The 26,924-nt window shown below is 57.5% G+C and carries 24 protein-coding genes, 2 tRNA genes and 1 riboswitch; of the genes, 25 read left to right on the plus strand and 1 reads right to left on the minus strand.

Going from position 1 to position 26,924, the window contains the following annotated elements:
* Nucleotides 1-3 precede the first annotated feature (3 nt).
* The gene (locus IIA05_06240; GenBank protein ID MCH9026701.1) at nucleotides 4-444 is read left to right on the plus strand and encodes a DUF4149 domain-containing protein; all 441 of its coding nucleotides are present in this window, start codon (nucleotides 4-6) and stop codon (nucleotides 442-444) included.
* Here IIA05_06240 and yhbY read toward each other — a convergent pair.
* Entirely contained in the window at nucleotides 433-726 is a 294-nt protein-coding gene (gene yhbY / locus IIA05_06245; protein ID MCH9026702.1) for a ribosome assembly RNA-binding protein YhbY, read from the minus strand. The genes IIA05_06240 and yhbY overlap by 12 nt on opposite strands.
* A gap of 21 nt (nucleotides 727-747) precedes the next feature.
* Here yhbY and rlmE point away from each other — a divergent pair, with 21 nt between their 5' ends.
* The 24 genes from rlmE (at nucleotide 748) to IIA05_06365 (ending at nucleotide 26,137) form a co-directional block, all read left to right on the plus strand.
* On the plus strand, nucleotides 748-1,371 hold the full coding sequence (gene rlmE, locus IIA05_06250; GenBank protein ID MCH9026703.1) for a 23S rRNA (uridine(2552)-2'-O)-methyltransferase RlmE: 624 nt from the start codon (nucleotides 748-750) through the stop codon (nucleotides 1,369-1,371).
* Between the two features lie 67 nt (nucleotides 1,372-1,438).
* Nucleotides 1,439-3,358, plus strand: coding sequence for an ATP-dependent zinc metalloprotease FtsH (gene ftsH, locus IIA05_06255; protein MCH9026704.1), 1,920 nt, complete (start codon nucleotides 1,439-1,441; stop codon nucleotides 3,356-3,358).
* Between the two features lie 54 nt (nucleotides 3,359-3,412).
* A complete protein-coding gene (gene folP, locus IIA05_06260; protein MCH9026705.1) occupies nucleotides 3,413-4,213 on the plus strand; it encodes a dihydropteroate synthase in 801 nt (266 codons plus the stop codon).
* The gene (gene glmM / locus IIA05_06265; protein ID MCH9026706.1) at nucleotides 4,210-5,541 is read left to right on the plus strand and encodes a phosphoglucosamine mutase; all 1,332 of its coding nucleotides are present in this window, start codon (nucleotides 4,210-4,212) and stop codon (nucleotides 5,539-5,541) included. Before folP ends, glmM begins: the two co-directional genes overlap by 4 nt.
* An 81-nt stretch (nucleotides 5,542-5,622) precedes the next feature.
* Nucleotides 5,623-6,375 (plus strand): triose-phosphate isomerase, encoded by a 753-nt coding sequence (locus tag IIA05_06270; protein ID MCH9026707.1) that lies wholly within the window; start codon nucleotides 5,623-5,625, stop codon nucleotides 6,373-6,375.
* Nucleotides 6,376-6,396: 21 nt separating this feature from the next.
* Nucleotides 6,397-6,801 (plus strand): preprotein translocase subunit SecG, encoded by a 405-nt coding sequence (gene secG / locus IIA05_06275; protein ID MCH9026708.1) that lies wholly within the window; start codon nucleotides 6,397-6,399, stop codon nucleotides 6,799-6,801.
* A 14-nt stretch (nucleotides 6,802-6,815) separates the two neighbouring features.
* A tRNA-Leu gene (locus tag IIA05_06280) sits at nucleotides 6,816-6,900 on the plus strand.
* A 115-nt stretch (nucleotides 6,901-7,015) separates the two neighbouring features.
* Entirely contained in the window at nucleotides 7,016-7,372 is a 357-nt protein-coding gene (locus IIA05_06285) for an NADH-quinone oxidoreductase subunit A (protein ID MCH9026709.1), read from the plus strand.
* On the plus strand, nucleotides 7,363-7,869 hold the full coding sequence (locus IIA05_06290; GenBank protein ID MCH9026710.1) for an NADH-quinone oxidoreductase subunit B: 507 nt from the start codon (nucleotides 7,363-7,365) through the stop codon (nucleotides 7,867-7,869). The genes IIA05_06285 and IIA05_06290 overlap by 10 nt, the downstream gene beginning before the upstream one ends.
* A 14-nt stretch (nucleotides 7,870-7,883) precedes the next feature.
* The gene (locus IIA05_06295; protein MCH9026711.1) at nucleotides 7,884-8,597 is read left to right on the plus strand and encodes an NADH-quinone oxidoreductase subunit C; all 714 of its coding nucleotides are present in this window, start codon (nucleotides 7,884-7,886) and stop codon (nucleotides 8,595-8,597) included.
* Nucleotides 8,590-9,846, plus strand: coding sequence for an NADH-quinone oxidoreductase subunit D (locus IIA05_06300; GenBank protein ID MCH9026712.1), 1,257 nt, complete (start codon nucleotides 8,590-8,592; stop codon nucleotides 9,844-9,846). Before IIA05_06295 ends, IIA05_06300 begins: the two co-directional genes overlap by 8 nt.
* Entirely contained in the window at nucleotides 9,846-10,349 is a 504-nt protein-coding gene (gene nuoE / locus IIA05_06305; protein MCH9026713.1) for an NADH-quinone oxidoreductase subunit NuoE, read from the plus strand. The genes IIA05_06300 and nuoE overlap by 1 nt, the downstream gene beginning before the upstream one ends.
* Nucleotides 10,350-10,354: 5 nt before the next feature.
* Nucleotides 10,355-11,653, plus strand: a complete 1,299-nt coding sequence (gene nuoF, locus IIA05_06310; GenBank protein ID MCH9026714.1) for an NADH-quinone oxidoreductase subunit NuoF — start codon at nucleotides 10,355-10,357, stop codon at nucleotides 11,651-11,653.
* Nucleotides 11,654-11,684: 31 nt separating this feature from the next.
* Entirely contained in the window at nucleotides 11,685-13,826 is a 2,142-nt protein-coding gene (locus tag IIA05_06315; protein ID MCH9026715.1) for an NADH-quinone oxidoreductase subunit G, read from the plus strand.
* Between the two features lie 13 nt (nucleotides 13,827-13,839).
* The gene (gene nuoH / locus IIA05_06320) at nucleotides 13,840-14,895 is read left to right on the plus strand and encodes an NADH-quinone oxidoreductase subunit NuoH (GenBank protein MCH9026716.1); all 1,056 of its coding nucleotides are present in this window, start codon (nucleotides 13,840-13,842) and stop codon (nucleotides 14,893-14,895) included.
* A 9-nt stretch (nucleotides 14,896-14,904) separates the two neighbouring features.
* A complete protein-coding gene (nuoI, locus tag IIA05_06325) occupies nucleotides 14,905-15,393 on the plus strand; it encodes an NADH-quinone oxidoreductase subunit NuoI (GenBank protein ID MCH9026717.1) in 489 nt (162 codons plus the stop codon).
* A 32-nt stretch (nucleotides 15,394-15,425) separates the two neighbouring features.
* Nucleotides 15,426-16,028, plus strand: a complete 603-nt coding sequence (locus IIA05_06330; protein ID MCH9026718.1) for an NADH-quinone oxidoreductase subunit J — start codon at nucleotides 15,426-15,428, stop codon at nucleotides 16,026-16,028.
* Complete coding sequence (nuoK, locus tag IIA05_06335; protein MCH9026719.1) at nucleotides 16,025-16,333, plus strand: NADH-quinone oxidoreductase subunit NuoK; 309 nt, start codon at nucleotides 16,025-16,027, stop codon at nucleotides 16,331-16,333. Before IIA05_06330 ends, nuoK begins: the two co-directional genes overlap by 4 nt.
* Nucleotides 16,334-16,335: 2 nt before the next feature.
* Nucleotides 16,336-18,291, plus strand: a complete 1,956-nt coding sequence (gene nuoL / locus IIA05_06340) for an NADH-quinone oxidoreductase subunit L (GenBank protein MCH9026720.1) — start codon at nucleotides 16,336-16,338, stop codon at nucleotides 18,289-18,291.
* 34 nt (nucleotides 18,292-18,325) lie between these two features.
* Nucleotides 18,326-19,840 carry an NADH-quinone oxidoreductase subunit M gene (locus IIA05_06345; GenBank protein ID MCH9026721.1) on the plus strand — a complete coding sequence of 505 codons (1,515 nt, stop codon included), beginning with the start codon at nucleotides 18,326-18,328 and terminating at the stop codon, nucleotides 19,838-19,840.
* Between the two features lie 17 nt (nucleotides 19,841-19,857).
* Nucleotides 19,858-21,294: an NADH-quinone oxidoreductase subunit NuoN gene (nuoN, locus tag IIA05_06350; GenBank protein MCH9026722.1), complete on the plus strand. Its 1,437-nt coding sequence runs from the start codon at nucleotides 19,858-19,860 to the stop codon at nucleotides 21,292-21,294.
* A 99-nt stretch (nucleotides 21,295-21,393) separates the two neighbouring features.
* Nucleotides 21,394-21,470 (plus strand) — tRNA-Met (locus tag IIA05_06355).
* Between the two features lie 205 nt (nucleotides 21,471-21,675).
* Complete coding sequence (locus IIA05_06360) at nucleotides 21,676-23,922, plus strand: S9 family peptidase (protein MCH9026723.1); 2,247 nt, start codon at nucleotides 21,676-21,678, stop codon at nucleotides 23,920-23,922.
* A gap of 278 nt (nucleotides 23,923-24,200) precedes the next feature.
* Nucleotides 24,201-24,314, plus strand: a riboswitch (cyclic di-GMP riboswitch).
* 77 nt (nucleotides 24,315-24,391) lie between these two features.
* The gene (locus IIA05_06365; GenBank protein ID MCH9026724.1) at nucleotides 24,392-26,137 is read left to right on the plus strand and encodes a cadherin-like beta sandwich domain-containing protein; all 1,746 of its coding nucleotides are present in this window, start codon (nucleotides 24,392-24,394) and stop codon (nucleotides 26,135-26,137) included.
* Nucleotides 26,138-26,924 lie beyond the last annotated feature (787 nt).

The following is a 26,924-nucleotide window of genomic DNA, read 5'->3' on the forward strand; positions in this document are numbered from 1 at the left end:
GCTCTGAGCCAGGCAGGCTTTGGCGTTGCCAGCCGGGTCCTGTTGAGCCTGTGGGCAGGCAGCCTGTGGACAGTCGGTTACCTGGCTGCGCCCACGCTGTTTGCGGTGTTGGATGACCGCCGGCTTGCCGGTGAAATAGCCGGCCGGTTGTTTTACGCGGAAACCTGGCTCAGCTTGATCTGCGCCGCCCTGATTCTATTGCCTGAATTCATTGGCGGCCTTCGCCGCGCTATTTTCAAGCTGGACAATATTCTGGTGATCCTTTGCGTGGTTTTGCTGGCGGGGACGGAATGGGGCGTGCGGCCGCTGATGGATGCGTCGCGGTTTGCGGATGGCGGCGCGGGGCCGGATTTCGCGATGTGGCACGGCGTCGCCGCGGGAATGTACCTGTCGGCCAGCATCGTGGCTTTGATTCTGCTGTGGCGATCGGCTTCAGGGAGGTAGGATCATGCCGGTCAGATCCGGGTTGGCCCGGTAGAAAACCGCGGTGTTGCCAATACGCTGAACCAGTTCCGCGTTGCGATCCCGGCAGATTCGCTGAATGATTTCGTTTCGTGAATCGCGATCGCCGACCCTGATCCGCGTCTTTAGCAGTTCATGGCTGGCCAGTGCCTGTTCGATTTCCGTGGCAACCGTCTTGCTTAGACCGCTGCCGCCGATCCATACCACCGGTTTGAGGCTGTGGGCGCGGCCGCGAAGAAATTTTTTCTGTGCTTCATTTAACATGTGGAGATTATAGGGGCGAGGATGGCAAAACGCAGCAAAAGCAGTTCCCGCTGGATGCAGGAACACCTGAAGGACGAATACGTCCTGCGGGCGCAGAAAGAAGGCTGGCGATCACGCGCAGTCTACAAGCTCAGCGAAATCCATGAACGGGAGAAACTGATCCGGCCAGGAATGACGCTGATCGACCTCGGGGCGGCGCCCGGCAGCTGGAGCCAGTATGCGACCAGCCTGCTGGATGGACGCGGGTCGATTTTGGCGCTGGACCTGCTGGCCATGGATTCTTTGCCGGATGTCGAGTTTATCCAAGGCGATTTCACCGAGCCGGCCGTTCTCGAAGAGTTGCTGGGGCGTCTCGGGGATCGTAAAGCCGACCTTGTAATGGCGGATATGGCCCCAAATATGAGCGGTATGAGCGCTGTCGATCAGCCCCGTGTGATTTATCTTGCGGAGTTGACGCTTGAACTGGCCCACAAGGTACTGAAACCGGGTGGATTCATGCTGGTCAAACTGTTCCACGGCCAGGGATTCGATGAATACGTGGCCGCGGTGAAACCCTGTTTTGGCAAGGTGAAAGTCAGGAAACCCAAGGCCTCCAGACCGCGTAGCCGTGAGACTTATCTGCTGGCGGGACAATATGGCTTATAGTAGGGTCTAATTAACTGGAAAGCGGCCCGGAAAGGCCGCAGCGGGCCGGGAGGCCCAGGGGTTTGTTTTGAGCGATTTTACCAAACAGTTATTGCTTTGGGTCAGCATTGCCATGGTGCTGGTCATGGTGTTCAACAGCTTCAGCACGAACCAGCAGCAGGCTGTCGAAGTCGGTTACTCGGAATTCCTCGACGATGTCGAGGCTGGCAATGTGTTCGAGGTCGTCATTGACGGCAAGATAATCAGCGGGACCTACCGGGACGGCCAGCGCGAGTTCTGGAGCAGTAATCCGGAAACGGAGACCACCGAGCTGATCGAAGTGCTGCGTAGCAACAACGTCAAGATCAAGGGTGCGCCACCCGAGCGCAAGTCCCTGTTGATGGAATTATTCCTCTCCAGTTTCCCGATCCTCCTGCTGATTGGCGTCTGGGTCTACTTCATGCGCCAGATGCAAGGCGGCGCCGGTGGCCGTGGCGCGATGTCATTTGGCAAGAGCCGCGCTCGGTTGCTCAGCGAAGACCAGGTCGGCGTCACTTTTTCGGACGTAGCCGGTATCGAGGAAGCCAAGGAGGAGGTCGGCGAAATCGTGGATTTCCTGCGCGATCCGTCGAAATTCCAACGCCTTGGCGGGAAACTCCCCAAAGGTGTGTTGATGACTGGTGCGCCGGGCACTGGCAAGACACTGCTTGCGCGGGCCATTGCCGGCGAAGCCAAGGTCCCGTTTTTTACGATTTCCGGCTCTGATTTTGTCGAGATGTTTGTCGGAGTAGGCGCTTCGCGCGTTCGCGACATGTTTGAACAGGCGAAAAAGACCGCGCCATGCATTATTTTTATTGATGAAATTGACGCCGTCGGCCGTCATCGTGGCGCGGGTCTGGGTGGTGGGCACGATGAGCGCGAGCAGACTCTGAATCAGTTGCTGGTCGAAATGGACGGGTTCGAAGGTAATGAAGGCGTCATCGTTATTGCCGCGACCAACCGCCCCGATGTGCTCGATCCGGCATTGCTCCGGCCCGGCCGGTTTGATCGCCAGGTGGAGGTCCCGCTTCCCGATGTTCGCGGCCGCGAGCAGATCCTCAAGGTGCATATGCGCAAAGTGCCGATAGACGATGACGTGCGTCCGAAAATCATCGCCAGGGGCACACCGGGCTTTTCGGGGGCCGATCTGGCGAACCTGATCAATGAAGCTGCGCTCATTGCCGCGCGGGCGAATCGCCGGACAGTCGACATGGAGCAGTTCGAGAAAGCCAAGGATAAAATCATGATGGGCGCCGAGCGGCGCTCGATGGTCATGAGCGAGGAAGAGCGCAAGCTCACCGCATACCACGAGTCCGGACACGCCATCGTGGGGTTGAGCGTGCCCGACCACGATCCAGTGTACAAAGTCACGATTATCCCGCGTGGCCGGGCGCTGGGCGTGACCGTTTTTCTGCCGGAAGAAGATCGCTACAGTTTCAGCAGGCGTCGTCTTGAAAGCCAGATTTCCAGTTTGTTTGGCGGGCGCATTGCCGAGTCAATGATATTTGGCAAGGACGCGGTGACCACGGGTGCGGCTAACGACATAGAGCGGGCGACCGCCCTGGCCCGCAACATGGTTACCAAGTGGGGTTTGTCGGATGGCATGGGTCCGCTGACCTATGCCGAAGACGATGGCGAGATTTTCCTTGGACGCAGCGTCACCCAGCACAAACATGTATCCGATGAAACCGCACATGCCATTGACCGGGAAATCCGCGTGCTGATCGATCGGAACTATGCGCGCGCCGAAAAAATCCTGCAAAAGGAAACGAAAACGCTGCACAAGATGGCCGAGGCATTGATCAAGTACGAAACCATTGACGAGGAGCAGATCAAGGACATCATGGCGGGGCGCAAACCGAAACCCCCCGCGGACTGGGAAGACAGCGAAACCAGGGGTTCCGCGAAAGACAAGAAAGGCCGGAAAAAAGCCAAAGGGAAGATCGGCGGACCGGCTGAACAGCTTTAGTTTCCTGGCCCATCATTGATCCCGAAGCATTTGCAATACCCGCGCCCGCTGGTCATGGGGGTGCTCAATGTAACGCCGGATTCATTTTCGGACGGGGGTTGCTTCATCGATCCGAGCCTGGCCATGGCCCGGGTGAAGGAGATGGTCGACGAGGGAGCCGATATCATCGATATCGGTGGAGAATCCACGCGGCCCGGCGCAGCGGCGGTCCCGGAGGCGGAAGAACTGGAGCGGGTGATCCCGTTGCTGTGCCAAATCCACGACACGCTCGAGGTCATGGTTTCTGTCGATACCAGCAAGCCGAAAGTCATGCAGGCTGCTATCTCAGCGGGCGCGGGAATGATCAACGACGTTTACGCATTGCGGGCGCCGGGGGCTATCGAGGCGGTTGCCGATTCATCGGCACAGGTTTGCCTGATGCACATGCAGGGTGAGCCCAGGACCATGCAGGACAATCCGCGTTACTCGAATGTCATCGTCGAAGTCGGCGATTTTTTGGCCGCGCGCGCTGAAGCCTGCCTGGCGGCGGGAATTGGCCGGGACCGGATTTTTCTTGATCCGGGCTTTGGTTTTGGAAAAACCCTGGCGCATAATCTTGAGTTGATGGCGGGCCTCGATAAACTGCTGGAACTGGGTTTTCCGCTGTTGGTCGGGGTCTCGAGAAAATCGATGTTTGGCGCCTTGCTTGAACGCGAGGTGGACGAGAGACTGGCCGGGAGCGTTGCCATGGCAGCCATCGCGGTCTGGTCCGGCGCCAGCATTATTCGGGCGCACGATATTGCGGAAACCAGCGACGCAGTGCGGGTAGCCGCAGCCGTACGCGGCGCGCGCCAGGAAACAAGGAACGAGACATGAAATATTTTGGGACCGATGGGTTGCGGGGAAGGGTTGGTGAGCCACCAATGACCGTGGATTTTGCGCTGCGCCTGGCCAGCGCCGCCGCTCGCGTTCTGGTTCCGAATGGCGGCACCGTCGTAATCGGCAAGGATACCCGTGTTTCCGGCTACATGTTTGAATCGGCGCTGGAAGCCGGTTTTGTGGCCGCGGGTGTCGACGTCAAACTGCTCGGACCATTGCCGACACCGGCAATCGCGGTGTTGACCAGGAAATTCGAAGCCGATCTTGGCGTGGTTATCAGTGCTTCACACAACCCCTATTTCGATAATGGCATCAAGTTTTTCAACGGCGAAGGCCAAAAGTTATCGGATGAACTCGAGGTTGCTATAGAAGCCGAACTGGACAAAGCGGTTACCACCAGGGAATCGGCTTTGCTTGGCAAGGCCGAACAAGTCGTGACGGCACGCCTGCAGTACCAGGAGTTTTGTTTGTCGACAGTCGAGCCAGGTCTCGATTTGGCGGGCCTGAAGATTATCCTCGATTCCGCACACGGCGCCGCGTACAAGGTCGCGCCGAGAGTGTTGTCCCAGTTGGGCGCAGAAGTCGTACCGATCGGCAGTTCGCCCAATGGCCGCAATATCAACGACCAGTGTGGTTCGACCCATCCCGATCTCCTGCGCAAAGTGGTAAAGGCCGTCGGCGCGGATCTGGGGATCGCGCTGGATGGCGACGGCGACCGGGTCGTCATGGTCGATCACAACGGCGTATTGGTAGACGGCGATCAGCTGATTTTTATCATTGCGCGCGATCGAAAAAGCAGGGGTGAGTTGCGCGGGCCGGTTGTGGGCACTGTGATGAGTAACCTGGGTCTGGAAAACTCGCTGCACAGCCAGGGAATCGAATTTCTGCGCGCAGCGGTCGGCGATCGAAAAGTACTGGCCATGCTTCACGAGCACAATGGGATGCTCGGCGGTGAAACCTCCGGCCATATTATTTGCCTGGACAAAGTCACGACCGGTGACGGCTTGGTCGCCGCGCTGCAAATCCTGGAAGTCATAAAACGCAGTGGTGGCAATCTGGCGGAACTGGCCACAGAAATGCCCAGGTACCCACAAACGATCATCAATGTTCGGGTTGCCGGCAAGCCGAATCTGGACGATCTGCCGGCGATCAGCAAGGCCGTAGCCGGTGTCGAGGCGACGCTGGGGAGGGCCGGCCGCGTTGTTTTGCGGCCATCCGGAACTGAGCCTGTTATCCGCGTCATGGTGGAAGGTGAGGACGAGGCGCTGGTAAAGAACCTGGCCAGCGAGCTTGCCGAGTCAGTGGAGCAAGCTTGCTCGACCTGACATTTATTGCTATCGAGTGGTCTCGCGTTTAAGATTGCGCGCGATTTTTGAGTACTGCGAGCACCATTCACGGATTAAGGTATGAGAAAAGCATTTATTGCCGGGAACTGGAAATTGCATGGTTTACGCCATGAAAATCAACAACTTGTCGCCGATCTGATCGATAAGCTGCCAGCCCGGTTCAACAGCGAAATCCTGGTTTGCGCGCCATTCGTGTATTTGCAGGAAGTAGAGCGCCAGATTCGGGACAGCGGCATTCAACTGGGCGGACAGAGCGTTTGCGCCGACGCGGCGGGTGCGTTTACCGGTGAAATATCTGCCGAGATGCTGGCGGACGTGGGCTGCAGTCACGTCATTGTCGGTCATTCGGAAAGGCGCGCGCTGTACCATGAAGACGATGCCCTGGTCGCCAGAAAATTCGTTGCGGCCCAGCGGGGCAACCTCGTTCCGATACTTTGCGTCGGAGAACTTCTGGCGGAACGAGAGGCCGAGCAGACCTTTGCCGTTGTCGGCCGGCAGCTCGATGCGGTCCTGGATGTGGCAGGGATAGACGGATTTAAGAACGCGATTGTCGCTTATGAACCCGTGTGGGCCATCGGCACCGGTTTAACCGCGACACCGCGGCAGGCGCAGGAAGTTCACGGGTTTATCCGTGAGCGGCTGGTCGCTCAGGATGCTACAATTGGCGGTTCCGTACGCCTGATTTACGGGGGCAGCGTCAAGGCCGCCAATGCGGCGGAACTGTTTGCTGAGGAGGACGTGGACGGCGGTCTCGTTGGTGGCGCATCGTTGAAGGGTGACGAGTTCGCGAAGATTTGTGTCGCGGCCGTTTGAATTTAAAAATAGAGAGACAATATGTTACAGACTGGAATATTGATACTTCATGTGTTCGTTGCGGCCAGCCTCATCAGCTTGGTCTTGCTGCAAAGAGGAAAAGGGGCGGAAGCGGGTGCGGCGTTCGGAGCCGGAGCGTCCGGCACTGTGTTTGGCGCGCAGGGCTCGGCCAATTTTCTGTCCCACACGACAGCGGTCCTGGCGGCCGTGTTTTTCATGACCAGCCTGACACTTGCCTATTTCAGCAGTCAGAGGACTGAGCCGCTCAGCATCCTGGAGCAGGAAATATCGTCCGAGCGAGCACTGTCTGATGAGCCGGTCGAAATGTTTCCGGTGGAGCAGGCTGGTGACAGCCTACCGGCGTTGCCGGCAATGGATGAAAGCGACGATGCACCGGCGACTCCCGACCCGGAGGATACCGGTTAAGACACTACCCTGCTGCCGATGTGGTGGAACTGGTAGACACGCTGTCTTGAGGGGGCAGTGGCGAAAGCCGTGCCGGTTCGAGTCCGGCCATCGGCACCAAGCAGGGACTTGCCGAATTATCATTGCTTGAACGCTGTGGCCTGTTAAAATCTGACGGCCTGGACAGCCTTGGGCTTAAACGGCAAGTTTCATCACTGAAAAAGGACGTTCTCGCATGCTGGCGAATTATCTTCCGGTTCTGATTTTTCTGGCGATAGCTGGCGGTCTGGGGATTGTGCTGCTGCTGCTGGGGTTCCTCCTCGGGCCGAACCGGCCGGATCCCGCAAAGCTGTCTCCATACGAATGCGGTTTCGAAGCGTTCGAAGATTCACGCATGAAGTTCGATGTTCGCTATTACCTGGTCGCCATTCTTTTTATCATTTTCGACTTGGAGATAGCTTTCTTTTTCCCATGGGCGGTAAGCCTGGATAAGGTCGGCTTGTTTGGCCTCGCGTCGATGGGCGTGTTCTTGTTTCTCCTGACCATCGGTTTCATCTACGAGTGGAAAAAAGGTGCGCTGGAATGGGATTAGAATCTGGCGCCGTTGCCACAGACCTGGAACAAGACTTGCAAAGCCATGGCTGGGTTACCACCAGCCTTGACGCGGTCATAAACTGGGCACGTACCGGTTCGCTGTGGCCGGTCACTTTCGGCCTGGCGTGCTGCGCGATTGAAATGATGCATGCCGGGGCCGCACGATACGATCTGGACCGTTTTGGCGTCATATTTCGCGGCAGCCCCCGTCAGGCCGATCTGATGATTGTTGCCGGGACCCTGGTCAACAAGATGGCGCCGGCCCTGCGCAAGGTTTACGACCAGATGGCTGAGCCGCGCTGGGTGATTTCCATGGGCTCGTGCGCGAATGGCGGTGGTTATTATCATTATTCCTATTCGGTCGTCAGGGGTTGCGACCGAATCATTCCCGTTGATGTTTATGTGCCGGGCTGCCCGCCGACAGCCGAGGCGCTGATTTATGGAATTCTGCAACTTCAGAACAAAATCAGACGTACGAATACCATTGCCCGGTAAGGCCAGCAACAAGAATGAACAGGAAAACCGCCTCTCTCATTGATAATGCTGAGCAAAAATTCGGTGATCGGATTTTACGGGTCGAATCGTCGACCGGGGAAGCGGTGTTCGAGGTCGAGCCTGAAAATCTCCTGGCTGTCTGCCAGGTCCTGCGCGATGAGGATCCGTTTTCTTTTGACACCTTGATCGATGTCTGTGGCGTGGATTACCTGGATTACGGAAGCGTCGAATGGCAAACGAACGAAGCGACCGGGTCCGGGTTCAGCCGGGGGGTTGCAAGCAACGCTAGTGCGGAGCTGCGCAAGGTAAAAACCCGGTATCAGCCGCCGAGGCGGTTCGCCGTGGTTTACCACCTGTTATCGGTGGAACGCAACCACCGGTTCCGTCTAAGGGCTTTTCCTCGCGATGAGATCACTCCGGTTATTGATTCGGTGTACGAAATCTGGAATTCCGCCGATTGGTTTGAGCGCGAGGCTTTCGACTTGTTCGGGATTTTGTTCGACGGGCATCCGGATCTGCGGCGGATTCTCACCGATTACGGCTTTATCGGCCACCCCTTCAGGAAGGATTTTCCGCTGATCGGCAATGTCGAGGTTCGTTACGATCCCGAGCTTGGCCGAGTTGCGTACGAGCCGGTGACTATAGAACCACGCACGCTGGTACCGAAGGTCATCCGCCATGACGACCGGTTTGCGTCGCTCCGGGAAAAAGAGCAAGGCAATGACTGATCTCCAGAATTTCACGCTGAATTTCGGGCCGCAGCACCCGGCCGCCCATGGCGTGCTTCGCCTGGTCCTGGAAATGGATGGAGAGGTCATACTGAAGGCCGATCCGCATATAGGTCTGTTGCACCGGGCCACCGAAAAACTCGCCGAAAGCAAGCCGTACAACCAGACCATCGGTTATATGGACCGCCTGGACTATGTATCGATGATGTGCAACGAGCACGGTTACGTACTGGCGATCGAAAAACTGATGGGCATCACGCCGCCGATACGTGCGCAATATATCCGCGTGATGTTCGATGAAGTTACCCGCCTGCTGAATCATCTGATGTGGCTGGGGACGCACGGGCTCGATATTGGGGCGATGACCATATTCCTGTATTGCTTCCGCGAACGCGAAGACTTGATGGATTGTTATGAAGCGGTCTCGGGTACCCGGATGCACGCGAACTACTATCGTCCCGGTGGCGTCTATCGCGATTTGCCGGAGGAAATGCCCCGTTTCTCGCGCGTTGAAAAAATAAGAAACGCAAAAGAAGTCAAACGCCTGAATATGAACCGCGAAGGTTCGATGCTCGATTTCCTCGAATCTTTTTGCGACCGGTTTCCGGCTTGCGTCGATGAATACGAGACTTTGCTGACCGATAACAGGATCTGGAAACAGCGGACCGTCAACATCGGCGTGGTGACGCCTGAGCGGGCCAAGCAACTGGGTTTCACCGGCCCCATGCTCAGAGGCTCGGGTGTGGAATGGGACCTGCGCAAGAAACAGCCGTATGAAGTTTACGATCGTGTCGATTTTGATATACCGGTCGGCGTCAATGGCGATTGTTACGACCGCTACCTGGTCCGGGTCGAGGAAATGCGTCAGTCCAACCAGATCATCAGGCAATGTATCGACTGGCTGCGGGAAAACCCCGGCCCGGTCATGATTAGCGACCAAAAGGTCGTCCCGCCGACCCGCGTGGAAATGAAGGACGACATGGAATCGCTGATCCACCATTTCAAACTGTTTACTGAGGGTTATTGCGTGCCCGAAGGTGAAGCCTATGCGGCGATCGAACATCCGAAAGGGGAGTTCGGCGTGTACCTGATTTCCGATGGCGCGAACAAGCCGTATCGAGTCAAAATCAGGGCGGCGGGATTTGCCCATCTGGCGTCGATGAGCGAGATGGTAACCGGCCATATGCTGGCGGATGTTGTCGCCATCATCGGTACCCAGGACATCGTATTTGGCGAGATCGACCGTTAATGGGCGCTAACAACAACCATGTCGGGAATTTGTCGGCGCACGTGTGCGCGGAAATCGATCGTTGGGTGGCAAAATTTCCCGAGGGCAAGCAGCGCTCCGCGCTGATCGGAGCCTTGCAGGCCGCACAGCATGAAAACCATGGCTTTCTTAGCGATGGGCTGATGACGGCGGTGGCCGATTATCTGGATCTGCCGGTGGTCCAGGTCTATGAGGTGGCGACTTTTTACTCCATGTTTGAGACCAAACCGGTTGGCCGCCACAGCATTTCGGTATGCACCAATATTTCCTGCATGCTGAACGGTTGCGATCGCATCGTCGATCACCTGGAGAAAAAGCTCGGAATCAAGACCGGTGAGAGCACCGCCGATGGCAAGTTCTACCTGAAACAGGAAGAAGAATGTCTTGCCGCTTGCGATGGCGCACCAATGATGATGATCGATCACGTTTACTACGAAAATCTGTCCACCGAAAAAGTGGACGGCATCCTGGATGGATTGGAGTAGTGGCGATGGAATCTAACCAGGTCTGTTTTACCACGCTGCAATTCGACCAGCCGTGGACCTATGAGAACTATCTCAAGGTGGGCGGATACGAGGCCTGGAAAAAAATTCTTGCCGAGAAAATCCCGCCGCAAGACCTGATCGAGATTATCAAGGCTTCGGGTTTGCGAGGGCGCGGCGGCGCCGGGTTCCCGACCGGTCTGAAATGGAGCTTCATGCCGAGGAACGCACCCGGCCAGAACTATGTCGTGTGCAATTCGGACGAAAGCGAGCCGGGTACCTGTCACGACCGCGATATCCTGCGTTACAACCCGCACTCGGTAATCGAGGGCATGGCGATTGGCGGCTATTGCATGGGCGCCAGCATCGGCTACAACTATATTCGCGGCGAATTCATGGCCGAACCGGTGCCGCGTTTTGAAACGGCGGTGGTCGAGGCAGAAGCGGCCGGCCTGCTGGGAGCAAACATTCTCGGTTCAGGTTTCGATTACACGATTCATACCTTCATCGGCGCCGGTGCTTATATTTGTGGCGAAGAAACGGCGATGCTGGAATCGCTGGAAGGAAAACAGGGAAAGCCTCGCTTCAAGCCTCCGTTCCCGGCCAATTACGGTATCTATGGCCGCCCCAGCAATATCAACAACACGCAAAGCTATGCTTCGGTACCGAGCATTATTCGCAACGGCGCAACATGGTTTGCCGATCTGGGCAGCGAAGGCTCGGGCGGCCCGTGTGTTTTTTCAGTTTCCGGGCATGTCAACAAACCGGGCAATTTCGAAGTCGGTCTGGGCATGCCGTTTAAAGAATTGCTCGAACTTGCGGGCGGCGTACGCGACGGCAACAAACTGAAGGCGGTGATTCCGGGTGGATCATCGGTAAAGGTACTGCCGGCGGAAATCATTCTCGAGTGCAATATGGACCACAACTCGTTGCAGGGAGCGGGTTCATCGCTGGGCTCCGCCGGCGTGATTGTGATGGATGAAACCACTTGCATGGTCAGTGTACTCGAGCGCTTGTCGCGATTTTATTTTGTCGAGCAGTGCGGCCAGTGCACGCCATGCCGTGAAGGTACCGGCTGGATGAACCGGGTGATACGTCGGATCATGAGCGGCAAGGGGCGGCAGGGTGACCTGGAGATGCTGATCGATGTCGCTGGCCGCATCGAAGGGCACACCATATGCGCGCTGGGCGATGCAGCAGCCTGGCCGGTGCAGAGTTTTATCGAACATTTCGGTCACGAATTCAGGTACATGCTGGAGCATCGCGGACGAAGCATCGTTGAGCAAGACGCTAAAGTTGCAGCCTGAAGCAGAGGCAAGAGAAGCGGAACAAAACTGAATGAGCGAAGATTTTGTCAACATTGAGATAGACGGCGTACCGACGACGGCACGCAAGGGGCAAATGATCATCGAGGTGACCGATGCGCAGCGCGTCTATGTGCCGAGGTTTTGTTACCACGAGAAACTGACCATTGCCGCGAACTGCCGGATGTGCCTGGTCGAAGTCGAGAACGCGCCCAAGCCTTTGCCGGCCTGTGCGACCCCGGTCGCCGATGGCATGAAAGTGTTTACCCGCTCGGCGTACGCCCGGGGCGCGCAGAAAGCGGTCATGGAGTTTTTGCTGATTAATCACCCGCTGGATTGCCCCATCTGCGACCAGGGCGGCGAATGCGAACTCCAGGACCTGGCGATGGGCTATGGCAAGGATGCGTCGCGGTATACCGAGCGCAAAAGAGTGGTCAAGGACAAGAACATCGGCCCGCTCATTTCAACCGATATGACGCGCTGTATTCAATGCACACGTTGTACCCGATTTACCGAGGAGATCGCCGGATTCCAGGAACTCGGCACGATCGGCCGTGGCGAGACCATGGAGATCAGTACCTACATCGGCAAGACGGTCGATCATGAACTGTCGGGCAATGTCATCGATCTGTGCCCGGTCGGCGCGCTCAACAACAAACCATTCAGATTCCGGGCGCGAAGCTGGGAGATGCTGCAGGTGCCGATGGTGTCACCGCACGATTGCACTGGCACTAATTTGTTTGGCCACGTACTCAGAGGAAAGCTGTTGCGGCTGGTGCCGCGAATGAACGAAGAAATCAACGAAACCTGGATTTCCGACCGCGATCGTTATGCATGTTATGGCATTTACACCAGTGACCGCGTCGAACAGCCGATGGTCAAGAGCAAAGGCGAGTGGCGCGAGACCAGCTGGGAGGATGCGCTCGCACGGGCCGCGACCGGCCTGAGGAAAATCTCGACGGAAAAGGGCGCTGAGCAGATCGGCATGCTGGCGTCGCCAAACAGCACGCTCGAGGAGTTTCACCTGTTATCGCGCCTGGCCGATGGTTTGGGCACGAAGAATATTGATCACCGATTGCGGCAGATTGATTTTTCGGATCAGGATGCGGACCCGGTATTCCCATGGCTGGGTACGGAAATCGCCGGTCTGGAGAAACTCGACGCCGCCTTGATCGTCGGTTCGAATTTACGCAACGAAGTTCCGCTGCTGGCCCACCGGGTCCGCAAGGCGGCCGTCGGTGGCGCGGGCATCAGTTTCCTGAATCCGCGCGAGTACCGCTACCTGTTTCCGGTTGCTGGCTATCTTGTTGCGGATGACCTCGCGGGAGAGTTGGCGGTGCTGGTGGCGGTCGCGGAAGGCGGTAAGTCCGCCAACGGCGATCACCGAAAAATAATCGATAGCCTCAATAACGGCACGGTTGGCATGATTTTGCTGGGCCACCTTGCCCAGCGTCACCCGGCCTGGGCCGGCATCAGGGCAATGGCGGCGAAACTGGCCGGCCTGACCGGCGCCAGCCTCGGCTATATCCCGGACGGCGGCAACGCTGTTGCCGGCTGCCTGGCCGGCGTGTTGCCTCATCGCGATGCGGGCGGCAAATCGACACCAGATGCGGGTCTGGATGCACCCGCCATGCTGGCGGGTAATTTGTCGGCTTATCTGTTGCTCGGTTGCGAGCCGGAATTCGACTGCGCAAATGGCGAAGCCGCATTGAAAAGCCTGGCGGCAGCCGATCTGGTGGTCGCTATCAGTAGTTATGCCAGCGACACCTTGAAGGAATACGCCGATGTAATCCTGCCGGTCGGCAGTTATGCAGAATCACCCGGTACCTATGTCAACGCGGAAGGACGCTGGCAAAGCGTGGCCGCGGCCGCGGCGCCGGTCGGGCAATCCAGGCCGGCGTGGAAAGTGCTGCGAGTCCTCGGCAACCTGCTGGATCTGGACGCCTTCGATTACCAGGATTCGCAACAGGTCAGGGATGAACTGGCGAAGACCCTGGGTGAGATCAGGCCCGACAATGCCTATCATGGCGATCGCGCGAATGCAGAAGCGGCGGGGGGCTCCGGCAAGGCGGAGGATGTGCCCATGTATCGCACCGACCCCATTGTCCGCCGGTCCCGGCCCCTGCAGGAAATCGAACAGGAGTCTCCGGCAAGTCCGGCGGTCGTGAGTTTCTGAGATGGGCGGGTTAATGGATTCCCTGTTTGCCACGTGGATGAGTATTCCGGAGTGGGTCCGGGAACTCATGATCATCGTCCTGAAGATCATCGTGGTGGTGTTGCCATTAATTATTTGCGTCGCGCTGCTGACTTTTTTCGAGCGCAAGGTCATCGGCTATATGCAAAACCGCATCGGCCCGAATCGCGTCGGCCCAATGGGCTGGGGACAGCCGTTCGCCGATACGCTAAAGCTGATGCTCAAAGAGATCATTATTCCGACCAATTCCGATCGCTTTCTTTTTTTGATCGCGCCGGTGTTGTCGATCCTGCCGGCGTTTGCCGCCTGGGCGGTTATCCCGCTGAACCCGGAGTTTGTGATTGCCGATATCAATGCGGGCCTGCTTTATCTGCTCGCGCTGACGTCGTTTGGTGTATACGGCGTTATTCTTGGGGGCTGGGCGGCCAATTCGAAGTATGCGTTGCTGGGGGCCATGCGCACGGCGGCGCAAATGGTCGCCTATGAAATAGCCATGGGTTTCGCGCTGGTGGGTGTGCTGATGGCCGGCGGCAGTCTTAATCTTGGGGAAATCGTAATGGCCCAGCAGGGGGGCATGTCGCAATGGTTCATGCTGCCGTTGTTGCCGTTGTTTGTTGTGTTTTTTATATCCGGTGTGGCCGAGACCAACCGCGCGCCATTCGATGTTGCCGAGGGCGAGTCAGAGATCGTCGCCGGGTTCCATGTCGAATATTCGGGCATGGCGTTCGCGATATTCTTTCTCGCCGAATACGCCAACATGATCCTGATATCGGCGTTGACTTCGATATTCTTTTTGGGCGGATGGCTGTCGCCATTCGAAGGCATGCCGATCGTGGGCGACACCTGGCTCGCGGAGCCGTCGTTTTTCTGGTTATCGATGAAAATCTGTTTGTTCCTGTTTTGTTTTCTTTGGTTTCGCGCAACCTTTCCGCGTTATCGCTATGACCAGATCATGCGGCTCGGCTGGAAAGTTTTTATACCGATCACGATAGTCTGGATTTTTGTCGAGGGCGTCATGGCGGCGATGAAAATCGGTCCGTGGTCGGTCTGAGGTGGTGAGATGAATCAGGTCCGTAGTCTGCTCAAAACCTTCTTCCTCTGGGAGCTTTTCCAGGGCTTGAGCGTGACCATGCGCAATCTTTTCGTCAAAAAATTTACGCTGATGTATCCCGAGGAAAAAACGCCACTATCCCCGAGGTTTCGCGGTTTGCACGCACTGCGGAGTTACCCCAACGGCGAGGAACGATGCATCGCCTGCAAACTTTGCGAGGCGGTGTGCCCGGCATTGGCCATCACTATCGAGTCGGATGTTGGCGCGGACGGCACCCGCAGAACGACTCGTTACGATATCGACCTGTTCAAGTGTATTTACTGTGGTTTCTGTGAGGAAGCCTGCCCGGTGGATGCCATAGTCGAGACGCGTATCCATGAATACCACATGGAAAATCGTGGCGAAAATATCATGACCAAGGAAAAATTGATGGCTATCGGCGACAAGTACGAAACGATGATCGCCGCGGACAAGGCGGCGGATGCCCGCTACAGATAAATAACAGCTTTTCGGAATCAGGAACTGACACTTTGTTTCAAGGTATTTTATTTTACTGGATTGCGTTTGTCGTGGTGGTTGCGGCGCTGGGGGTGATATCGGCCCGCAATCCTATACATTCGGTGATGTTCCTGGTGCTGGCATTCGTCAGCAGCGCCGTGTTGTGGATGTTGCTGGAGGCGGAATTTCTGGCGATCGTCCTGGTGCTGGTCTATGTCGGCGCGGTCATGGTGTTGTTCCTGTTTGTGGTGATGATGCTGGATATCAACATCCAGCGCTTGCGCGAAGGGCTGACCCGGTATGCACCGCTGGGTATCGGCGTCGCCTTGGTGGTCATTCTGGAAATCGCGCATGTGGTCTGGTTCAAGGCGAAAGGATTCAGCCTGGGTGTGGCGCCAGAGCCTGCGCCCGCCGATTATTCGAATACCGAAGCGTTGGGCGCGGTGCTTTATACCGAATACGTCTATCCGCTGGAACTGGCCGCGGTGCTGCTACTGGTCGCGATAATCGCGGCGATAGCGCTGACCATGCGTCGTCGGCCTGGGCTGAAAAAACAGGATATCGCCAAGCAGGTTGCGGTGCGCGCTGAAGACCGTGTGCGCCTGGTAAAAATGAAAACGGAGAAAGACCAATGAACATAGGTCTTACTCATTACCTGCTGCTCAGCGCGATTTTGTTCAGCATCAGTGTGGCCGGCATATTCATCAACCGGAAAAACGTCATCGTGCTGCTGATGTGCATCGAGTTGATGGTGCTGGCGGTCAATTTCAATTTCATCGCGTTCTCACATTACCTCGGCGACCTCTCCGGTCAGATTTTCGTGTTTTTCATCCTCACGGTTGCGGCCGCCGAATCGGCGATCGGACTGGCCATCCTGATTCTGCTGTTTCGTAACCGCAGCAGCATCAATGTGGAAGACATGGACGGCATGAGGGGCTGACCTTGGAAAATATTTATCTGACCATCGTTCTTGCCCCGTTGCTTGCAGCCATTGTCGCCGGCCTGTTTGGACGGCAGATTGGCCGCGCGGGCGCTCACTGGCTGACCATCCTGGCAGTCGCCTTGTCTTGCGGGCTTTCGCTATATGTATTGAAGGGGATCGTCGTTGATGGCGACCCGGTATTCAATGGCTCGGTTTACACCTGGGCCGATATCGATGGCCTGCACATGGAAGTCGGCTTTCTGATCGACCGTCTTGCCGCGCTGATGATGGCGGTGGTGAGCTTTATTTCGCTGATCGTGCATATCTACACGATTGGCTACATGAAAGACGACCCGGGTTACCAGCGGTTTTTCAGCTACATCTCGCTGTTTACTTTCTCCATGCTGATGTTGGTGATGTCGAACAACTTCCTCCAGTTGTTTTTCGGCTGGGAGGCAGTCGGCCTGGTGTCTTATCTGCTGATCGGTTTCTGGTACAAGCGGCCGACCGCGATTCTCGCCAACCTGAAAGCGTTCCTGGTGAACCGGGTGGGGGATTTCGGTTTCATACTCGGTATCGCGGGGATCTATTACTACACCGGCAGCATGGATTACTGGCAGGTATTTCAACAAGCGCCGGCATTGACATCGCAAACCATGCAGATTTTCCCGGGGATGGACTGGCAAGTCCTGTCGGTGATCTGCATATGCCTGTTCATCGGCGCCATGGGCAAGTCCGCGCAAGTCCCGCTGCACGTCTGGCTGCCCGACTCGATGGAAGGCCCAACCCCGATTTCAGCCTTGATCCATGCCGCTACCATGGTGACCGCAGGCATATTCATGGTCGCGCGGATGTCGCCGCTGTTCGAGCTTTCGACGACCGCGCTGGGTTTCGTCCTGGTGATCGGCGCATTGACCGCGTTTTTCATGGGGCTGCTGAGCATCGTGCAAAACGATATCAAGCGGGTGGTTGCCTATTCGACGATCAGCCAGCTCGGTTACATGACCGTCGCGCTCGGCGCTTCAGCCTACGCGGCGGGTATTTTTCACCTGACGACGCACGCGTTTTTCAAGGCTTTGCTGTTCCTGGTCGCCGGTTCGGTAATCATCGCCATGCACCATGAGCAGGACCTGCGGAAAATGGGCGGTTTGCGCAAGTACATGCCGGTCACCTACTGGGCGGCAGTGGTTGGCAGCCTGGCTTTGATCGGTTTCCCCGGGTTCTCGGGTTTTTTCTCGAAGGACGCGCTGATCGAGGCGGTTCATTTGTCCCAGGCGCCGGGCGCCGGGCTGGCGTACTGGGCTATTTTGCTCAGTGTTTTCGTGACCGCACTGTATACCTTCCGGATGCTGTTTTTGACTTTCCATGGCAAGGAACGCATGGACCGGCATACCCGCGAGCAACTTAAGGAAAGCCCGCTGGTTGTGACCGTGCCGCTGGTCTTGCTGGCCATCCCGTCCGCCATGATCGGCTGGTACACGATAGAGCCATTGTTGTTCGGCGGGTTTTTTGGCGACTCAATCAGGGTATTGCCGGCGCAGGATGTACTGGCCAGACTGGGACAGGATTTCCATGGGCCGGCCGCGTTCGTGCTGCATGGCATCAAGGGCCCGGCTTTCTGGCTGGCCATCGGTGGCGTCGGTACCGCCTGGTGGGTCTATCTGAAGAACCCCGGGCTCAGTCAGGAGATCGCCCGGCGCCTCAAGCACCCGTACGAACTGCTGGTCAACAAGTATTACTTCGACGACTTCAACGAGAAAATTATTGCGGCAGGCGGGCGTGGCGTGGGCAAGTTCCTGTGGCGAATTGGCGACGAGAAAATCATCGACGGCGGCCTGGTTAACGGCACCGCGAACGGTATCGCCTGGATTGCGCAAAGGGTGCGCGGCATACAAACCGGTTACCTGTACCACTATGCCTTCACGATGATTTTCGGTTTCGCGGTCCTCGCGGGCTGGTTGCTGTTGCGCGGCTGACGGCAATAGGCCTGGGACAACACGGATTTTATAGATGCATTACTCCGATTTTCTGCTGAGCTTGCTGATCTGGGTGCCGGTCGGCGGTGGCCTCCTGGTACTGGCGGTCGGTGAACAACGGTTGAACGCAGGCCGCTGGATCGCCGTGGCTACCGCAGGGGTCGCGTTGTTGCTGAGTGTTCCACTGTACAGCCAGTTCAACAGCGGGACCGCGGCGATGCAATTTACCGAGTTCCATCCATGGATCGCCGCCATCAATGTGAATTACCACCTCGGTGTCGATGGGATCTCGATGCCATTGATCTTGCTGACGACTTTCATGACCGTTCTGGTGATCGTTGCAGGCTGGCAAGGCGTCAAGTCCAATGTCAGCCAGTATTTTGCCGCGTTCCTGATCATGGAAGGGCTGATGATCGGGGTGTTTGCCGCTCTGGACGCCATGCTTTTCTATGTTTTCTGGGAAGCGATGCTGGTACCGATGTTCCTGATCATCGGCATCTGGGGCGGGCCGCGCAGGGTTTACGCGACCATCAAGTTCTTTTTGTATACCTTTCTGGGTTCCGTATTCATGCTGGTTTCGCTGATCTACCTGTACCTGCAAACAGGCAGCTACGAGATCATGGATTTCCACAAGCTGTCGCTGGGGATGAATGCGCAACTGCTGATATTCATCTCGTTCCTGCTGGCGTTTGCGGTCAAGGTGCCGATGTGGCCGGTACATACCTGGTTGCCGGATGCGCACGTGGAAGCGCCAACCGGCGGGTCGGTCATCCTGGCGGCCATCATGTTGAAAATGGGCGGTTACGGGTTTTTGCGTTTCAGCCTGCCTATTACGCCGGACGCCAGCCGCAGCCTGGATGGTTTGATTATCGCGATGTCGCTGATCGCGGTGGTCTATATCGGCTTTGTCGCACTGGTGCAGCGTGATATGAAGAAATTGATCGCCTATTCTTCGATCGCCCACATGGGCTTCGTGACGCTCGGTTTTTTCCTGCCGTTTGCCATTTACGCCAATACCGGGAGCCTCGCGGGCGCGGTGCTGGGTATGGAAGGCGGGATGGTGCAGATGATCTCGCACGGGCTGATCTCTGGCGCTTTGTTCCTTTGCGTCGGTGTGCTTTACGATCGCATGCACAGCCGGCAGATTGCCGATTATGGCGGGGTGGTCAATTCCATGCCGTGGTTTGCAACCTTGATGGTATTTTTTGCGATGGCCAACGCCGGTCTGCCCGGCACCTCTGCTTTCGTCGGTGAGTTTTTCGTGATCCTGGCGAGCTTCAAGGCAAATTTCTGGATTGCCTTTGCCGCGGCGTCAACGCTCGTGCTGGGTGCCGCGTATACCCTGTGGATGGTGAAACGGGTTATTTTTGGCGAGATCGCCAACTCCAAAGTCGCAGAATTGGAAGATATAAACACAAGAGAATTCATAGTGTTAGCAACCTTAGCTCTTGCAGTACTTTTACTTGGCGTGTGGCCAGACCCATTGACCGAGGTCATGGAGGTCACGCTGGATAACCTGTTGCAGCACATCATGCAATCGAAGTTGTAGAGAATAACGAGCCCAATATGACTCTAAGTGCACACGAACTGAGCCTGGTCGCACCGGAAATTTTTGTTCTGGCAATGGCCTGTGTGGTGTTGATGGCGGCGGCGTTTTCCGGGGAAAAAAATCAAACGCTCAGCTACATACTGAGCATCCTGACATTGATCGGGGCCGCCTGGCTGACTTATCGCTTCGTACCGGCAGGCCGCGAGATCATTTTTTCCGGCATGGTGGTGGCGGACCAGCTGGGTACGACTTTGAAACTGTTTTGCTACGCGGTGCTGGCGGTGGTTTTTTTGTACTCGAGAAACTATCTGCAGCAGCGCAATCTGTTGAAGGGCGAGTATTTCGTACTCGGGCTGTTTGGCTTGCTGGGGATCATGGTCATGATCGCCGCGAACAGCCTGATTACGATATATCTCGGCCTGGAGCTCCTGTCGCTGTCGCTGTATACCCTGGTCGCGATCAATCGCGATTCAGTGTTGTCCTCGGAAGCCGCGATGAAATATTTCGTACTCGGCGCAATCGCCTCCGGCTGCCTGCTTTATGGGATGTCGCTGCTTTACGGGGCGACGGGGACGCTTGACTTGACCGAGTTGAAGGTGGCCCTGGCCGGGGCGGACCCGCTGCGCATCGAGTTCTTGCTGGCGCTGGCTTTCCTGCTGGTTGGCATCGCCTTCAAATTCGGCGCGGCGCCGTTCCACATGTGGGTGCCCGACGTATACCAGGGCGCGCTGAGTTCGGTCACGCTATATGTCGGCACGATACCGAAAATTGCCGCATTCGCCCTGTTCATGAGGATCCTGGCGGAAGCGCTGGGCGACATGTATGGCAGCTGGCGGGATATGGTGATGGTGCTTGCCATTTTGTCGATGGGCATCGGCAACCTGGTTGCGATCGTGCAAACCAATATAAAACGCATGCTGGCCTATTCGACAATTTCCCATGTCGGTTTTATATTGCTGGGGTTCCTGGCGGGCGGGCCGGTGGGCTACCAGGCGGCCCTGTTTTATACCCTGGCTTACGTCATCATGGCGACCGGCGCTTTCGGTATGATCATCCTGCTCAGCCGCAAAGGTTTTGAAGCCGAGAATCTCGAGGACTTCAAGGGTCTGAACCAGCGCAGCCCCTGGTTCGCGCTGATCATGATGATCGTCATGTTCAGCATGGCTGGCGTGCCGCCGATGCTCGGTTTCTACGCCAAGATACAGGTCATCATGGCCGTTTTGGATGCCGGCATGGCCTGGCTGGCCATCCTTGCCGTCCTTTTTTCGGTGATCGGCGCTTTTTATTATTTACGGATCATCAAACTGATGTATTTCGATGCCCCGGAGGATGCAGAGCCGCTGCAGACAGAAGTTGATATGCGCGTGGTCTTGTCCGCCAACGGGCTGCTGGTCCTGTTTTTGGGGTTGTTTCCGGGCGGTCTCCTTGCACTGTGTGCCAGCGTCCTGCCCTGATTCTCGCAGGCCAATGAAATAGAAGCCTTCCGGGTGTTCCGGCACACCGATTTCGGTTGCAAAAAACGCGGAGGGTTTGTAAAATGCGCGCCTTGCGGATGCGGGGTGGAGCAGTCTGGCAGCTCGTCGGGCTCATAACCCGAAGGTCGCAGGTTCAAATCCTGCCCCCGCTACCAAGAAAACTGAAGACCCGGTCCTGTGCCGGGTTTTTTTGTGCCCCCATTCACTCATTCGATGTCCGCTTTGCACCCAAAAGCGGCCATTGAGCTGGTAGAGTCGTGAACGACCGCTAACGACCCAAAGCCGGCCGTTGGGATGGTAGAGTCGTGAGGGGCCGCTAATGACCCAAAGCAGACGCACAAGTTCTGGAGGTATGACCCCATGCATGATACCGCCCGCATCTCCTTACTCACCGCCGCGCTTGCAATTGCCGCTTGCGGCGAAAAGCCCAACGAACCAGCTACCACTGAAACCGCCATGTCCGTACCGTTTTCACTCTTGTCCGCCGATCCTCCCATTGCCGAGAAACGCCCGATCGAGATTGAGCAGCACGGCATCAAACGCACTGACAACTACGCCTGGATGCGTGACGAAAATTGGCAAGAGGTCCTGCGCGATCCAGGTGAACTCGATGCTGACATCCGCGAGCACCTCGACGCTGAGAACGGGTTCTACGGGGAGGCCACGGGCGACCTCGAGGCACTGCGTGACCAGCTGTTTGAGGAAATGCGCGGACGCATCAAGGAAGACGACAGCACGGTACCGGCCACGGATGGTGAGTACGCCTATGCAGTTCGGTTTCGCGAGGGCGGCGAATACCCGATCTACGTACGCACACCGCGTGACGGCGGAGAAGAGACGATCCTGTATGACGGCGACATCGAAAGTGAGGGCGAGGATTTCTTCCGCATCGCGAAGGTTAGTCACAGTCCGAACCACGATCTAATCGCTTACAGCGTGGACCGGCTCGGTTCCGAGTACTACGATATCCGTATCCGTACGATCGTTACCGGCGAGGAGTACGTGGAGACGATACCTTCGACCGACGGCACCGTCGTCTGGACCGCCGATTCGAAGTCCTTTTACTATGTTGAGAGGGACGATAACCTACGCCCGAAGCGCGTCAAGCACCATATCATCGGCACAGACTCAGCTGATGACCTACTCGCTTACGAAGAGCCCGATGACAGCTTCTTCCTGGGCATCGAAAAGTCGCTGAGTGGCGAGTACATATTGATCGGCGTCGGAAAGGGCACGTCGAGCGAGTACCGGTTTCTACGCGCGGATGCCGAACCCGGCACGGAACCCACGCTCATCGCGCCGCGGCTTGACGACGAGCTCTACTACGTCGAGCATGCCGGTGACTATTTCTACATTCGCACGAACGCTGACGACTCGGTCGATTTCAAGATAGTACGCGCGCCTGTATCCGAGCCGGGCCGCGATAACTGGGAGGAGTGGCTGCCGCATGAGGCCGGTATTTACATTAGCGATTTCGTGCTGTTCCAAGATCGCCTCGTACGCTTGGAGCGCGAGAACGCGCTCCCACGTATTGTCGTCTCGAATTACGAACAAGAGGACGTCTACGAGATCGAATTCGACGAGGGCGCCTACTACCTCGGATTGTCGTCGGGCTATGAGTTCGATACTAGCAACCTGAGGTTTACCTACGAGTCGCCGTCGACCCCAGAGCAGACCTTAGACCTCGATATGGAGTCGCGCGAGCGTGTGCTCCGGAAGACTCAGGAAGTGCCGAGTGGCCACGATGCCGAGCTGTACGTTGTCGAGCGCTTCTTCATTACAGCCGACGATGGGGCGGAGGTGCCTGTCACCGTACTGAGACTCAAGTCGACGCACATTGACGGCACAGCGCCGTTGCTGCTCTACGGCTACGGCAGCTACGGCTCGACTGTCCAGGCGTGGTTCAACACAAGCATTTTGTCGCTTGTCGATCGCGGCGTAGTCTATGCGACCGCGCACGTTCGTGGCGGCGCGGCAAAGGGCCGACAGTGGTACCTCGATGGCAAGCTCGAAAAGAAAAAGAACTCGTTCTCCGACTTCGCGAATGCCGCCGAGGAACTGCAGGAGCGAGGCTACGGGCGCAAGGGCGAAACCGTAATCTACGGCAGGTCGGCGGGCGGCCTTCTCGTCGGCGCAACGCTGAACCTGCGACCTGACTTGTTTGGTGGCGTAATTGCGGCCGTGCCCTTTGTGGACGTAGTGACGACAATTTCGGATGCTGAGCTGCCGCTAACACCGCCCGAGTGGGTCGAGTGGGGCGATCCGATTAACGACCCGGAGGCGTATACCACGATCGCGGCCTATTCGCCGTATGACAACATCCGCAGCGACATCGATTATCCACCCGTACTCGCCACCGGCGGCCTGACCGATTACCGGGTGACTTATTGGGAGCCGTCGAAGTGGGTCGCGCGCATGCGTGATGAGGCAGATGGTGGGCCGTTCTTTCTAAAGGTGAACATGGAAGCCGGCCACGCTGGTTCGGCCGCACGCTTCGAACGCCTTAAGGAACGGACGCACGACTATGCCTTCGCACTTAAGATATTCGGCCTGACCGAGCAGGAACCCATCAGCCACAGAGGCGCGGCCGACGGGCGTGGGAAGTAGCCCGAATCGGCGAGCGGGACGACCAGCGCGAGCGAACCGCGATTTTAGTTTCTAACTGCGCCCATCGAATGTCCGCTTGTGGCCGAAACCGGCCTGTCAAAACAGCAAGTTTCGAGCCATTGGAGCGTCTGCTTTACCCCCGAAAGCGGCCGTTGGCCTGATAAGATGACAAGAGGCCGCTAACGACCCAAAGCAGACATTCCTGTCGCTCGAATGGGTTCAGATTAGGTTAATTGTCAGGCAATCTGACCAATTTTCTACTATCCTTAGAGGACAAATAACGACAAAGCCAAACCCGCCGAAAGACGGGGACGGAAAGCCACGGGTCCTCGCTTCCTTCGAGAAGCCACGGAATGCCCCTCGAAGGACCCCAAGATCGCCTTGCTGCCGAATCATTGAATTGCATTGACAGTGTAATTATTCACTTATCGCTACCGTCTGTGACGGATACTGGGCCCCGGAGGAAGAAATGAGCAGAGCCAATATCGCAACATATCGGATTGCTGGTTTGGCCGCTTTCAGCTTGCTGCTGTTTGGCTGCGGTGGTGGCGGTGGCGGAAGCGCTCCTGCGCCACCTCCGCCCCTCGGTGCTGATGCATCACTAGCGTCCCTGTCGATAACCGGCATGACGCTGGTCCCAGCGTTCAGCACTGCGGTGACCAGCTATACAGTCGCGGTGCCAAATGGCACCGACAGCGTCGATGTCGCTGCGACTTTGAGCGACAGCAGTGCCAGCTTTACGATCAATGGCAGCAACAACGGCACGATCGCGCTAATCGTTGGCGATAACACTATTTCCATTGTGGTGACAGCTGAAAACGGCACGACAACTCGTACGTATACAATCGTGGTTACCCGCGCCGCACTGAATAATGATGCGTCACTTGCATCCCTGTCCTTGAGTGTCGGGATGCTCACCCCGGTATTTGACTCGGTGGTGACTAACTACACCGCGGCCGTGCCATTTGGCACCGGCAGCGTCGATGTCGCTGCTGCGACGACCGATGTTAACGCGAGCTTCACGATCAACGGTGGCAATAACATTTCAGTCGGATTGGAAATAGGGGACAACGCCATCGTTATTGTGGTGACGGCTGAAGATGGCACGACAACTCGCACCTATGCCATCGTTGTTACTCGACGGAATCTCGCCCAGGAAGCTTATATCAAGGCATCCAGTAGAGATCAGAACGATTTTTTCGGCGTTGCTGTGGACCTGTCGTTTGACGGCAATACACTGGCTGTGGGTGCTTGGGGTGATGACAGTGCTGCCACCGGCGTGAACGGCGACGAGACGAACAACAGCGTAGTTGACTCCGGGGCGATCCATGTCTTCACCCGTGACACAGGAGGTGCTTGGACGCAGCAAGCCTATGTTAAAGCTTCGAACACGGGTGAAAATGATCATTTCGGCGTTGCCGTGGCCTTTTCGGACGACGGCAATACACTGGCTGTGGGTGCTTACGGGGAAGCCAGTGCTGCCACCGGCGTGAACAGCGATCAGGCCGATAACAACGCACCTTCCGCCGGGGCAGTCTATGTCTTCACCCGTGCCACAGGAGGTGTTTGGACACAGCAGGCCTATGTCAAGGCATCCAATACGGTGTCGGTCGATCAGTTCGGCAACACCGTAGCCCTTTCGGCTAATGGCGACACGCTGGCGGTGGGCGCTTTTGGTGAAGATGATGGTGGAGCTTCCGCCGGAGCGGTCTATGTCTTCACCCGTGACACAGGAGGTGTCTGGACGCAGCAGGCCTATGTTAAAGCATCTAATGCCGAGGCGTGGGATATCTTTGGCGGGACCGTAGCCCTTTCGGCTGATGGCGACACGTTGGTGGTGGGCGCTCACGATGAAGCCAGTGCCGCCACCGGCGTGAACGGTGATCAGGCCGATAACAACGCACCTTCCGCCGGGGCGGTCTATGTCTTCACCCGTGACAGCGGAGGTGTCTGGACGCAGCAGGCCTACGTCAAGGCATCCAATACCAATGCAGGCGATGGCTTCGGCCGCAGCGTGGCCCTGTCGAAGGAGGAGATCACGTCCAGGTACCACTTGAGCTGCGCGATCAGGATGACGTCCACGCCCGTGGCCCGCCGGAGCTCCCGGAACACGGCCGCGCGGCCCGGGGAGAGGATGCGCGTCTCGCCCAGCGCCTGGCGGGTGAAGACCACGCCGCCGTGGTTGAAGGTCTCGCTCTTACTGAGCTGGCTGTAGGCGGGCAGCTGCGAAACGGGAGGCAGGTCGACAATCTCCCAGCGGCCGAGGGCCTTGAGCCGGTCCAGCAGGTCGCGCATCACCTCGGCAGACTTCTCCTGCCCGATCTTCTGGCGCAGACGGACCTGGTTGACCTGGCGCCCCACGGCATGGCTGGTGAGAAGGCCGAAGGGCACCTGGAACGAGGCCAGGACCGCTCGGGGCCTGGCGCCCTCGGTGGCGCCCTCGGGCGGCGGGGGCACCAGCGGCACCACCGGCACCACTGCCGGCCGTACCGGGATCACGGGCCGCGGCCGTTCGTTCAGGATGAAGGTCGCCCGCCGGTTCGCCGGGAAGGCGTAGGGCCTGCCGTCGATCACGGCCTCCACGTAGTAGACCCAGCCGCCCAGCTTGGTCATGCCGCCGGGCACCGAGGCGGAAAAGCCCCCGGGCACGCGCTCCATGGGCATGGCGGTCTCGCCCCTGAGGCCCGGCGCCATGTACTTCACTATGGCGGACTGCACTCGGTATCCGCGGGCGCGCAGGAGCAACTTGACCGGCTCGCCCGCGAAGGTGTAGTCGCAGCCGGCCCCCACCCTGCGTCTGATCAACTGCTCGCGGGTGAACACGGGTCTTCGGAACGGACGGGCGGGCGAACCCATGGGGAACGAGTCGGGGCCCCTGGTGACCTCCAGGTAGTACTCGATCGTGCCGCCCTCGACCGAAAGCGCGGCCGGCAGCCGGGCCGTCAGCGTCCGCCCCCCGCCCAGGAGTGTCATTTCGGTCTGCTGGTAGCTCGGCTGACCCG

This window comes from Pseudomonadota bacterium (assembly GCA_022572885.1).
Taxonomy (GTDB): Bacteria; Pseudomonadota; Gammaproteobacteria; order Steroidobacterales; family MnTg04; genus MnTg04.

What these genes read in the sequence shown, in the direction of transcription:
- yhbY (MCH9026702.1), bottom strand. Translation starts at nt 726, where the DNA reads ATGTTAAATGAAGCACAGAAAAAATTTCTTCGCGGCCGCGCCCACAGC.
- rlmE (MCH9026703.1), top strand. Translation starts at nt 748, where the DNA reads ATGGCAAAACGCAGCAAAAGCAGTTCCCGCTGGATGCAGGAACACCTG.
- folP (MCH9026705.1), top strand. Translation starts at nt 3,413, where the DNA reads ATGGGGGTGCTCAATGTAACGCCGGATTCATTTTCGGACGGGGGTTGC.
- glmM (MCH9026706.1), top strand. Translation starts at nt 4,210, where the DNA reads ATGAAATATTTTGGGACCGATGGGTTGCGGGGAAGGGTTGGTGAGCCA.
- IIA05_06270 (MCH9026707.1), top strand. Translation starts at nt 5,623, where the DNA reads ATGAGAAAAGCATTTATTGCCGGGAACTGGAAATTGCATGGTTTACGC.
- secG (MCH9026708.1), top strand. Translation starts at nt 6,397, where the DNA reads ATGTTACAGACTGGAATATTGATACTTCATGTGTTCGTTGCGGCCAGC.
- IIA05_06285 (MCH9026709.1), top strand. Translation starts at nt 7,016, where the DNA reads ATGCTGGCGAATTATCTTCCGGTTCTGATTTTTCTGGCGATAGCTGGC.
- IIA05_06290 (MCH9026710.1), top strand. Translation starts at nt 7,363, where the DNA reads ATGGGATTAGAATCTGGCGCCGTTGCCACAGACCTGGAACAAGACTTG.
- IIA05_06295 (MCH9026711.1), top strand. Translation starts at nt 7,884, where the DNA reads ATGAACAGGAAAACCGCCTCTCTCATTGATAATGCTGAGCAAAAATTC.
- IIA05_06300 (MCH9026712.1), top strand. Translation starts at nt 8,590, where the DNA reads ATGACTGATCTCCAGAATTTCACGCTGAATTTCGGGCCGCAGCACCCG.
- nuoE (MCH9026713.1), top strand. Translation starts at nt 9,846, where the DNA reads ATGGGCGCTAACAACAACCATGTCGGGAATTTGTCGGCGCACGTGTGC.
- nuoF (MCH9026714.1), top strand. Translation starts at nt 10,355, where the DNA reads ATGGAATCTAACCAGGTCTGTTTTACCACGCTGCAATTCGACCAGCCG.
- IIA05_06315 (MCH9026715.1), top strand. Translation starts at nt 11,685, where the DNA reads ATGAGCGAAGATTTTGTCAACATTGAGATAGACGGCGTACCGACGACG.
- nuoH (MCH9026716.1), top strand. Translation starts at nt 13,840, where the DNA reads ATGGATTCCCTGTTTGCCACGTGGATGAGTATTCCGGAGTGGGTCCGG.
- nuoI (MCH9026717.1), top strand. Translation starts at nt 14,905, where the DNA reads ATGAATCAGGTCCGTAGTCTGCTCAAAACCTTCTTCCTCTGGGAGCTT.
- nuoK (MCH9026719.1), top strand. Translation starts at nt 16,025, where the DNA reads ATGAACATAGGTCTTACTCATTACCTGCTGCTCAGCGCGATTTTGTTC.
- IIA05_06345 (MCH9026721.1), top strand. Translation starts at nt 18,326, where the DNA reads ATGCATTACTCCGATTTTCTGCTGAGCTTGCTGATCTGGGTGCCGGTC.
- nuoN (MCH9026722.1), top strand. Translation starts at nt 19,858, where the DNA reads ATGACTCTAAGTGCACACGAACTGAGCCTGGTCGCACCGGAAATTTTT.
- IIA05_06360 (MCH9026723.1), top strand. Translation starts at nt 21,676, where the DNA reads ATGCATGATACCGCCCGCATCTCCTTACTCACCGCCGCGCTTGCAATT.
- IIA05_06365 (MCH9026724.1), top strand. Translation starts at nt 24,392, where the DNA reads ATGAGCAGAGCCAATATCGCAACATATCGGATTGCTGGTTTGGCCGCT.